The organism is Actinomadura rubrisoli (genome assembly GCF_004349215.1).
GTDB classification, from domain to species: Bacteria; Actinomycetota; Actinomycetes; order Streptosporangiales; family Streptosporangiaceae; genus Spirillospora; species Spirillospora rubrisoli.
In genome coordinates this window covers 1-10,069 of the sequence record NZ_SMKU01000344.1, presented here as the reverse complement: position 1 = coordinate 10,069, position 10,069 = coordinate 1, and the positions used below count along the sequence as shown (strand labels likewise).

Sequence of the window (10,069 nt, the reverse complement as noted above, 5' to 3'; positions counted from 1 at the left end):
AGGGCCTCCTCTTGGACGGGCCAGGGGACTTCGACGGTGTCTTGGACGGGGACGGCTTGGGTGTGGGCGCCGCCGCGAAGGACGCCGTGGACGCGGCGAACACGGGTGCCGTCAGGAGCACGCCGACTGTGACGAGGGTGAATGTGCGCATCGCCTTCTCCCGGCCGCCAAGACTTGCCGATGGCGGTCATCCTCACGGGTGCGCGAAGGGGTGCGCAAACCGGCTCCGCATCGTCCCAAGGGGACGAGCGCCGCCTAAACGGAGCGATGACTCGGAATACGGCGGCGGCCTTTGCGGTTGCAACAGAGCGTGCAAGATCCGGTGAGCCGGGTAGCACCTCGTACCCGATACCCCACCTCATATGGGAGGCGACATGCCCAGCAGCATCCTCAGGCCCCGACTCCACACCGATCGCAAACACGTGAAGTCGACGTCGCTGCGCGCCCTCGCGGTCGCCGCGCGGCTGGAACGCGATCATGCCCCGGAGGGCCCACCGGGCCACGCGGACGGCCGGGAGGAGCGCTCCGCGCGGCGGAGCCCCGACCCGGCCTGACACCGGTCCGGCCCGACATCGGTCCGGCCTGACACCGAACCATGGCCATATCCGGCCAGGACCTCTGGAGCCCCCGTGCGATCACGGGGGCTCCAGTCTTTATCCGTGCCTTTATCCGCGTCCCACCGCGCGGAAGAGCGTGTGGACGGCGGCGCGCGCGCGTTCCGCCCCGAGGTCCTCGACCATCGCGGCGAGGTGCTCGCCACCGAGCGCGGCCAGCAACGTGTGCGCCACGGCCTCTCCATCGGGGACGGACCGGCCTAGCAGGACGGTCAGGTGCCGATGCCAGAAGCGGTACGCGCCGATGCGGTAGCGGGCGCCCGGGGCGGCCGTCTCCGACATGCGCACCAAGGACAGATGGTTCAGGACGTAGTCCAGGTAGGCGTCCGCGAAGGCGTGTAGCCGTTCGGACGCCGTGACGGACTGGTCCGAGGGCCCTGGACCGAGCGGGGACGGCCCCGACAGGATCGCGTCCTGCAATTCGCGTTCGCGCTCGTCCAGGAGAGCCGCGGCCAGGCCCGCCTTGTCGCCGAAGCGGCGGAAGAGGGTTCCCTTGCCCACGCCCGCGGCAGAGGCGACGGCGTCCATCGACACGGACTCGACACCGTGCCGAGCGAACAGCTCGGCGGCGGCGGCGAGCACCTTCACCCGGTTCCGGGCGGCGTCGGCGCGCTCCTTGGGCGGCGGCGTCCGCATCAGTTCCAGGTCCAGCAGCCCATGCTCGCGGGAACCGCGGTCCACCGACGCCTCCTCCGGCACCACTTCAATCGGACTACAGTCCGCTTGAAATCAGCGTAGCAGCACGGCCTCCCTCGGCCCAGTACGGCGGCCTGGCCTGCGGGTTCATTCGCCACTCGCACCCGGAACCGGGACTTATTGATCATTGGGTTTGCGGAGCACATACCCTCTTGTGGCCAATAGTCTTGCTGAACGGGCCTCAAGCGACGGGGAGCGAGTGGTGTGACGGACAGGACGATGCCGGATGCCCATCCGCTGCGGTCGGGCGATCCGGCCCGGCTGGGCGGGTACGAGATCCTGGGCCGCCTTGGCGAGGGCGGGCAGGGGGCCGTCTTCCTGGGCCGCCCAGCCGACGCGGCATCCGGCGGGGATGTCCCCATCACCGACCACGTCGCCATCAAGCTCCTGCACGCCGGTCTCGCCGGGGACGAGTCCGCGCGGGCGCGGTTCGTCCGTGAGCTGGAAGTCGCCAAGAGGGTGGCGCGGTTCTGCACCGCCCAGGTCTTGGACGCCGATGTCGCGGGCGACCAGCCGTACATCATCAGTGAGTACGTCCCCGGCCTGTCCCTGCACAGGATCGTCCGCGAAGACGGTCCGCGTACCGGCGGCGCGTTGGAACGGCTCGCGGTCAGCACGCTGACCGCTCTCACCGCGATCCACCAGGCCGGGATCGTGCACCGCGACTTCAAGCCGCACAACGTGATGATGGGGCCGGACGGTCCACGCGTCATCGACTTCGGCGTGGCGCGCGCGCTGGGCGCGGCCGGGGAGACGCAGAACGTCGGCACGCCCGCCTACATGGCGCCCGAGCATTTCACCGGCGGCGAGCTCAGCCCGGCGTCCGACATGTTCGCCTGGGGCACGACGATGGTGTTCGCCGCCACCGGACGGCCCGCGTTCGGCAACGACGAGATGGCCATGGTCATGCACCGGATCCTGACCGGCGAGCCGGAGCTGGGCGATCTGCCGAGCCCGATGCGGGAACTCGTGGTGGCGTGCCTGGCCAAGGAGCCCGCACAGCGGCCCACCGCCCGCGAGGCTCAGGAGCGTCTTGTCGGCGCCGCCAGCGGGACGTCGTCCCCTGCGATCCCGGTTCAGCCGCTCCCGGCGTTCCCCGGCCTTCCGCCTGACCACGTCACCGATCCGGCCGGCGTAAGGGGCCGGACGGCGCCGCAGCCGCCTCCGTTCGGCGACATGACTCCGCAGTCCACCAGCCCCCAGAGCAAGCACAGCTCGCCCGGCGTGCCACCGGCGCCGGCTGCGCAACAGATGCCTGCGACGCAACAAGCGCCTGCGGCCCACCAGATGCCCGTAGCGCAGCAAGGGCCAACGGCACCGCCGATGCCTCCCGGCCCCGGGGCTCCAGGGCTTCACAGGCAGGGATCTGGCGGCCGCAAGGGCGGCAAGAGCAGAAGCGGCAAGCTGGTCCCGATCGCCGCGGCGGCGGCCGTGGCAGCGGTCCTCGCGGGCGGCGCCGTCTGGGCGGCGACGAAGCCGGGCGGTGACGGCAAGGGGCACAAGGACCAGCAGGTCTCGGCGTCCGACCAAGGCCAGGGCGCGCAGGACGGTTCCGCCGGTGTGAGCGGCAACGGCGGCGCGGCCAAGAAGCCGAAGAGCAAGAAGGGACAGCCCCAGGGAACCCAGAGCCCCAGCAAGGGGCCGAAGAACCCGAAGGGCAAGCAGCCCGGCGACGAGCCGGGCGGAGGCTCCTCCCCCGCCCCGGGCGGAGGCGGCGGCGGACCGGGCAGCGAGCCGCCCAACAAGTACACGCCGCAGGCCGCGTGCAACAGCGGCGGCCATGGCGGCGGCTATTACGTCCAGCGCTCCATGGCGGTCTCGGGCGGCACTGCCTACTTGCTCTACAACAGCTCGCATTACAACTGCGCGGTCACCATGAAGACCCGGCACGTGGGCAAGAGCTCCCCGGTGTCGGTCTGGATCCAGCGCAGTGGCGGCGGTCAGGTCACCGACAGCGGATCGTACGCGTGGTACGCGGGCCCGGTGTATGTGTCGGCGGCCGGGCAGTGCGTCCGGTTCGGCGGCAACGGCCGCACAGCTCCGTACGGCAACTGCGGCTGACCCGACCCAGGGCGTCCGTCTCTGGAATGGAAGAAGGCCACCCTCGCGCCGGGGGTGGCCTCTGCTGCCGCGTTGCGGACGGGTCGACGTTCGGTGAACCGGAGCCGACCCGCCGCGTTTCTACGAGCCGCGCGATGGCCGCACGGACCAGGCGGTGTTGTGTTGGCGGTGTTCTGTTGGCGGGTTTTCCGAGCGGGCTACCAGGAGCTTTCAGTTACGCGAGGCGAAGAGGTGGTCGAAGTCGCCGTCCTTGGCGCCGAGGATGAGCGCCTCGATCTCGGGGCGGGAGTAGATGAGGGCGGGGCCCTCGGGATGGCGGGAGTTGCGCATCGCGACCTGCCCGCCGGGCAGTTCGGCGATCTCCACGCAGTTCCCCTGGGAGTTGCTTCGCCGGGACTTCAGCCACCGCGCGCCGTGGAGCTTGGTGGCGGGCATCCCGTTGTCGTAGTCGTTCGAGCCGGCCTGGATCTGGCCGTGTTGGATCTGGAGCATCATGTCTCTCTGAGAAGATCACCGAGAAGCTCGACCGTGCGCTCCGGGGTGGCACTGTCGACGCACAGGCGTTCCATAGCCTGCAAGTACGTGTCGACGTCGTCGCGCTTGTCCAGGTACATCGCACCGGTGAGGTTCTCGACGTACACCACGTCCGGCAGGTCCTGCTCGGGAAAGCGCAGGATGGTGAAGGCCCCTCCCTCGGCGGCGTGACCGCCGAACCGGAACGGCATGATCTGGATGGTGACGTTGGGCAGCTTCGACATCTCGATGAGATGTTCGAACTGGCCCCGCATCACCTCCGGACCGCCGATCGGGCGCCGGAGCGCCCCTTCGTCCAGCACCGCCCACAGGCGCGGAGCTTCCGGGCCCGTGAGCCGTTCCTGACGTTGCAGGCGCAGTTCGACGCGCTGGTCTATCTCGCTTTCGGCGGCTCCGGCGTTGCCCAGGCGGATGACCGCACGCGCGTACCCCTCCGACTGCAGCAGTCCGGGGACGAACTGCAGTTCGTACGTGCGGATCAATGCCGCCGACTCCTCCAGGCCGACGTAGGTCTGGAACCAGTTGGGCAGGACATCGTTGTACCGATGCCACCAGCCGGGGGTGTTGGCCTCCCGCGCCAGCTGCAGCAGGGCGTCGCGTTCGGTCTTGTCGCCGACGCCGTACAGCGTGAGCAGGTCGTCCACGTCACGTTCTTTGAAGCTGACTCGCCCGAGCTCAAGGCGGCTGATCTTCGACTCCGACGCGCGGATGACGTAGCCGGCGTCCTGACGGGTCACGCCCTGCTGCTCGCGCAGACGGCGAAGTTGCGACCCGAGCAGGATCCGACGAACCGTCGACCCGCTTCCCGGCGTCTCTGGAGTCACGCCCAACCTCCCGGCTTAATGGCGGACAGCGAACCTAGTGTGCCACTGGCCTCCGTGTCCTGCGGTTACCTCCGATCACTCGCGCGCATCCGCGTCGCCCCACACCCTCCCAACCCGGATGCACGTGCATTGGGCCTTGCATTCGCACGCTACGATGCGCAGGATAACGCACGAGACTTCCGAGCCACGGCTGCACAACGAGATCACTCTGCGGGGTCCGGGGAATGACGTCACGGCACGCGCACGACGACACGCGATGGGAGACCGACCCTGTCGTGGGGACGGCGGGCTCACGGGGCCACGCCGTGCACTCGGCACCCGTACCGGAATCGTGCGACCTGCCACCGCGTCTCGACACCGCACTGGCGACGCTGGCGAGCATGGCGGGTCCCACAGTGTCGTTCACCGTCCAGCCCGATCCGGAGTCGGTGACCGACGCGCGGCACTTCGCGATATCGCGCCTTACTCAATGGGACGTGTCCGCGCTGGCCGACGATGTGGGGCTGGTGGTCTCGGAGCTCGTCACCAACGCGCTACGGCACAGCGGAAGGACGGCCAGCGGGCGGCCAGGTAACGACGTGCACCGCGAGGGCGTGTACGACGACCCGGCCGACCCACTGGGGTCGGCGCCCTCGGCGATCCGGCTGCGGCTCCTTCACCAAGCGCCGTGGCTTCTCTGCGGGATCCTGGACGCGAGCCGTTCGGCGCCCCGCCGCAAGGAACCCGACTACATAGCCGAGACCGGACGCGGCCTGCATCTGGTCGAGTCCTTCAGCGTCCGCTGGGGCTGGCGCACGCTGCCCTACGGCAAGGTCGTGTGGGCACTGTTCCGCTACCCATGAAGCGTTAGCCGGACGCCGAGCCCGGCTTGGCGCCCTGTTTCCCAAGGTCGATGGCACGTTCCCTGGGAGGAGCCACACGCGACCGGTGTTGCGCTCCAAGACCGGGGGTAATGATGGGCCTCACTGGGTATGGGGCCTTTTCCCGATGAGCGGTTGAAAGGGAGCACTGGTGGACTTCGCCGTCGAGCACCGTGTCGAAAAGGGCCTCACCGTCGTGAAGATCAGTGGTGAGATCGACGTCTTCACGAGCCCGCGGCTGCGGGAGGCGCTGCTCGACATCATCGACAACGACGGCGGCCTGCACCTGGTGGTCGACCTCGGCGAGGTGACCTTCCTCGACTCCACCGGCCTCGGCGTGCTGGTCGGCATCTACCACCGGCTCCGGGCGCGGGACGGGTCGATGTCGTTCATGGGGGTCAACGACCGGGTCCGCCGGGTGTTCCACGTCACCCAGCTCACCAAGATCTTCGTCCTGCACCATTCCCTTGAGGACGCCATCGCGGCCCACGAGTCCACCGCGCCCTGACCCTCCGCGCCCACCCGGTACGGTTGGGACAGAGATCAAGCCCCGCCGCCAAGGCCCGTCCCAACCGACGCGCGCGGTGCTGTCCGCCAACCGACCCACCGAACGGACGGGAGCGCTCCGTGGCAGAACAGCCGCTGCATGAGCACACGCTCGGCAATGGCCTGCGCGTGGTGGTCTGCGAAGACCATGTCGTGCCGCTGGCCGCCGTCAACCTCTGGTACGGCGTGGGCTCACGGCACGAGCGCGCCGGTCGCACCGGCCTCGCGCACCTCTTCGAGCACCTGATGTTCCAGGGCTCGTCCAACGTCGCCGAGGGCGAGCACGCCGCGCTGCTGGAGAGCGCCGGTGCCGCGTTCAACGCGAGCACCTCCTTCGAGCGCACCAACTACTACGAGACGGTCCCGGTCAGCCACCTGGAGCTCGCGCTCTGGCTGGAGGCCGACCGGATGGGCACGCTGCCCGCCGCGCTCACCCAGGCCAACCTGGACAACCAGCGTGACGTCGTGAAGAACGAGCGGCGTCAGCGCTATGACAACCAGCCGTACGGCACCGCCTTCGAGCGGCTGTGCGCGCTGACGTTCCCCGAGCGTCATCCGTACGCGCACACGCCCATCGGGTCGATGGACGACCTGGACGCGACCACGCTCGAAGACTGCACCGACTTCTTCGCCACCTGGTACGCGCCGGGGAACGCCGTCCTGTCCGTCGTCGGGAACGTCGACCCGGAGCAGACTCTGGAAGCGGTGGAGCGCTACTTCGGCGGCATACCCGCGGGCCCGGAGAAGCCCCCCGCGCGCGACGGCACCCTCGGGCCGCTGTCGGGCATCCGCGGAGAGACGCTCGACGAGGACGTTCCGTCCCCCGCCTACTTCGCGATGTTCACGCTGCCCACGGACGGCGGCGACGACGTCGAGGCGGCCGAGCTGGCCGTGGAGATCCTCGGCGGCGGCTCCGGGTCGCGCCTGTACGACCGCATGGTGCGGCGCGACGAGATCGCCACCGAGGTGTGGGCGGGCGTGACGAGGCTCGCCTCCGGGCCGTCGCTCGCGATCGTGGACGCCATCGGCCCCGACCCGGAGAAGATCGCCGCAGTGCTGGACGAGGAGCTGGCGCGGTTCGCCGTCGACGGCCCCGACGCCGACGAGACGGCCCGCGCCACCGCGCAGGCCGAACGGGGCTTCCTGGAGCAGACCGAGACGGTCACCGGGCTGGCCAACGCGCTCTCGCAGAACGCCACGCAGTTCGACGACCCGGCCCGGGTCTTCACCGCCCCCGGACGCGCCGCCGCCGTCACCGGTGACGCCATCAAGGAGATGGCCGGCCGCTGGCTCTCACCGGGCGGGCGCACCACACTGACCTACGGAGGTACCGCATCGTGAGCGGTCTCACCCTGCAGCCCCGTCCTGTGCCCGGGCCGGTCCCCGCGTGGGCGTTCCCCGCCGGCACCGAGGGCCGCGTGCCCGCCGGGCCCGCGACGCTCCGCTGCGACGTGCCCGGCCGCCGGCTGGCCGCGGTGCGGCTGGTGCTGCACGCGGGCGCCGGGCGCGAGCCCGCCGACCGCGACGGCGTCGCGACGCTCACCGCGCGGGCCCTGATGGAGGGCACCGAACCGGGCGGCGGCACCGCGCTGACCGCCGCGTTCGAGCGGCTCGGGGCGAGCCTCTACGCCTCCGCCGACCTGACCGCGCTCCGCATCGCCCTGGACGTCTCGGTGACGCGGCTCGGCCCTGCCCTGGAGCTGTTCTCGGCCGTCGTGCGGCGGCCCGCGCTGGACGACGCCGACGTCCGGCGGCTGGTGCGCGAGCGCCTGGAGGAGATCGCGCAGGAGGACGCCGACCCCGGGTCGCGCGCGATGCGCGAGCTGCGCGCCGTGATGTTCCCCGCGCGGGCCCGCGCGTCCCGGCCGACCGGCGGCAGCCGCACCTCGGTCGGCGGGGTCCAGGGCGCCGACGTCCGCGCCTTCTACGGCTCCGTGGTGCCCGCTGAGGCGACGGCGGTCGTGGCCGGGGACCTGTCCGGGGTCGACGTCGACGGGGCCCTCTCGGACGCTCTGGCGGGCTGGGCGGGCACCGGCGACCCGCTCCCCACCGCCGACAAGATCATGCCGGAGTCGGCCGCGCGGATCGTCGTCGTCGACCGTCCCGGCTCGGTGCAGACCTACCTCAGCTTCGGGCACGGCATCCCCGACCGGACGCACCACGACTGGCCGTCCCTGATGGTCGCCTCCCACGTGCTCGGCGGCGGCCTCACCTCGCGGCTGAACGCGGTGCTGCGCGAGGAGAAGGGCTACACCTACGGGATGCGCGCCGGGCTGCTGCGGATGCGGCACTGCGGGCTGTTCATCGCGCAGGGCGCCGTCCACACCGAGGTCACCGCCGACGCCGTCGCGGACGCGCTCACCGAGCTGCGGGGCGTCCTGACCCGGGGCATCGAGGCCGACGAGCACGGCTCGTCCGTCCGCGCCCTGGCCGACCGGGCGCCCGCCGAGTACGAGACGGCCAGGGCCGTGGCCGCCGAGCTCGCCGACGCCTCCGCCAACGGTCTGGGCGCCGACTACCCGAGCAGCTATCTGGCCGCCGTCCGCGCCTCCACCCCGGAGGGCGTGGCCAACGCCTACCGCAACCACGTCGACCCGGAGGCGCTGACCGTCATCGCCGTCGGCGACGCCGCGCAGATCCGTGAGCCGCTGGAGCGGCTCGGCTACGCCACGGTCACCGTCACGGCCAAGGAGGAGTGACACCGTCGCCTAGGACGGGTGACACCCGTCCAGGGCACCTTTCTGGCCCAGCTCTTCGCTTCTGTTCGCTTGCAGACGCGAACCGATGGCATGGTTGTTTCCATCTGACATGTGCGGGGAAACCGCCCCGCGGTCGGGAGAGGGGTACGGCCGGTGTCCTACGGGCAGATGGCAGGCGGGTACGGTCCGGGCGGCCCCTCTGTGGACACGATCCTGGCGGAGCCGCACTGCCGGCCCGGTGGAGTCGTCGCCGGGAAGGTGCACCTGCGCGGCGGCGACCGTCCCGTGGAGATCCGGCATGTGACGCTGGCGCTCATGCCGCGCATGCAGAACGGCTACGGCGGGGAGACCGCCGGGCCGGAGGTCTACCGGGGCGCGCTCACTCGCGGGTTCCAGCTGGAGACGGGCGCGCAGCGCGACATGTCGTTCTCGATCCCGCTGCCGTACGAGCTGCCCTTCACCACGGTGCTCGGACGTGAGCTGCCCGGGTTCACCATCGGCATGTGCACCGAGGTCGACGCGAAGGGCCAGCCCGACCCGGGCGACGTCGACCCGATCTCGGTGGAGCCGCTGGAGTCCCAGCAGTGGGTGCTCGCGTCGATCGCCCAGCTCGGCTTCCAGATCACGAACGTGACGTTCGAGTCGTCCAAGCTGCGCGGCGTGTCCCAGCAGTTGCCCTTCCACCAGGAGATCCACCTCGTTCCCCCGGCGGCGTTCCAGGGACGGCTCGGCAAGGTCGGGCTGAGCTTCGTGGCCAGCCCCCGCGCCATGGCCTTCGTGCTGCGCGCCGAGGACCGGGCCGCTCCGTCCGACGAGTCGTTCGGCGTGTTCCAGGTCGGGCACGCCGAGGCCGCCGAGACGGACTGGAACGCGAAGATCAACCAATGGCTGGAGGCCGCGGCCGCCCTGCCGCGCGCGGCTTCCTCCTCGTCCGGTCAGGACGGACGAGCGGGCGCCGCCCACGGCAGCCCCCCGCCGCCGGGACAGGCACCGTTCCCCCCTCCTGGACAGTCGCCGCTGCCGCCTCCCGGTGGCGCCGCGTCGTTCCCGCCGCCTCCCGGGCAGCAGCCCGCCGCCGCGTCCTATGGCGGGCCTGGCGACTACGGGCAGCCGGGCAACGCGCAGTTCCCGCCGCCCGCGCCCGCACCCGGTCATGCACCCGCGCCCATGCAGAGCCCGGGCCACGGTCACGCACCCCCGCCCGGCCCAATGCCCGGCCACGCGCCCGGCCCGGG

At 71.2% G+C, this 10,069-nt stretch carries 10 protein-coding genes; 7 read left to right on the top strand and 3 right to left on the bottom strand.

What is annotated here, in order from left to right; all coding sequences use genetic code 11:
• The first annotated feature begins 374 nt into the window (after nt 1-374).
• Nucleotides 375-554, top strand: a complete 180-nt coding sequence (locus tag E1298_RS38690; protein WP_131902356.1) for a hypothetical protein — start codon at nt 375-377, stop codon at nt 552-554.
• A gap of 111 nt (nt 555-665) precedes the next feature.
• Here E1298_RS38690 and E1298_RS38685 read toward each other — a convergent pair whose 3' ends face one another.
• Nucleotides 666-1,295, bottom strand: a complete 630-nt coding sequence (locus tag E1298_RS38685) for a TetR/AcrR family transcriptional regulator (protein WP_243726070.1) — start codon at nt 1,293-1,295, stop codon at nt 666-668.
• 219 nt (nt 1,296-1,514) lie between these two features.
• On the opposite strand from E1298_RS38685, the gene E1298_RS49825 reads away from it, so the two are divergent.
• Nucleotides 1,515-3,371 (top strand): serine/threonine protein kinase, encoded by a 1,857-nt coding sequence (locus tag E1298_RS49825; RefSeq protein ID WP_243726069.1) that lies wholly within the window; start codon nt 1,515-1,517, stop codon nt 3,369-3,371.
• 210 nt (nt 3,372-3,581) lie between these two features.
• On the opposite strand, the gene E1298_RS38675 is transcribed toward E1298_RS49825, so the two are convergent.
• Nucleotides 3,582-3,866 carry a DUF397 domain-containing protein gene (locus tag E1298_RS38675; protein ID WP_131902355.1) on the bottom strand — a complete coding sequence of 95 codons (285 nt, stop codon included), beginning with the start codon at nt 3,864-3,866 and terminating at the stop codon, nt 3,582-3,584.
• The gene (locus E1298_RS38670; RefSeq protein WP_131902357.1) at nt 3,863-4,684 is read right to left on the bottom strand and encodes a helix-turn-helix domain-containing protein; all 822 of its coding nucleotides are present in this window, start codon (nt 4,682-4,684) and stop codon (nt 3,863-3,865) included. Before E1298_RS38670 ends, E1298_RS38675 begins: the two co-directional genes overlap by 4 nt.
• A 425-nt stretch (nt 4,685-5,109) precedes the next feature.
• Between E1298_RS38670 and E1298_RS38665 the strand changes: the two genes are divergently transcribed.
• The 5 genes from E1298_RS38665 to E1298_RS38645 form a co-directional block, all read left to right on the top strand.
• A complete protein-coding gene (locus tag E1298_RS38665) occupies nt 5,110-5,571 on the top strand; it encodes an ATP-binding protein (RefSeq protein ID WP_243726067.1) in 462 nt (153 codons plus the stop codon).
• 169 nt (nt 5,572-5,740) lie between these two features.
• A complete protein-coding gene (locus E1298_RS38660) occupies nt 5,741-6,097 on the top strand; it encodes an STAS domain-containing protein (RefSeq protein WP_131902353.1) in 357 nt (118 codons plus the stop codon).
• 119 nt (nt 6,098-6,216) lie between these two features.
• Nucleotides 6,217-7,476 (top strand): M16 family metallopeptidase, encoded by a 1,260-nt coding sequence (locus E1298_RS38655; protein ID WP_131902352.1) that lies wholly within the window; start codon nt 6,217-6,219, stop codon nt 7,474-7,476.
• A complete protein-coding gene (locus tag E1298_RS38650) occupies nt 7,473-8,834 on the top strand; it encodes a M16 family metallopeptidase (protein ID WP_131902351.1) in 1,362 nt (453 codons plus the stop codon). The genes E1298_RS38655 and E1298_RS38650 overlap by 4 nt, the downstream gene beginning before the upstream one ends.
• 153 nt (nt 8,835-8,987) lie before the next feature.
• Nucleotides 8,988-10,069 (top strand): sporulation protein (locus tag E1298_RS38645; protein WP_131902350.1); only part of this gene is annotated, 1,082 nt, incomplete at its 3' end.

Bases quoted from the DNA above. Each gene is read 5' to 3' on its own strand.
- E1298_RS38665 (WP_243726067.1), top strand. From the start codon at position 5,110: ATGGCGGGTCCCACAGTGTCGTTCACCGTCCAGCCCGATCCGGAGTCG.
- E1298_RS38690 (WP_131902356.1), top strand. From the start codon at position 375: ATGCCCAGCAGCATCCTCAGGCCCCGACTCCACACCGATCGCAAACAC.
- E1298_RS38675 (WP_131902355.1), bottom strand. From the start codon at position 3,866: ATGATGCTCCAGATCCAACACGGCCAGATCCAGGCCGGCTCGAACGAC.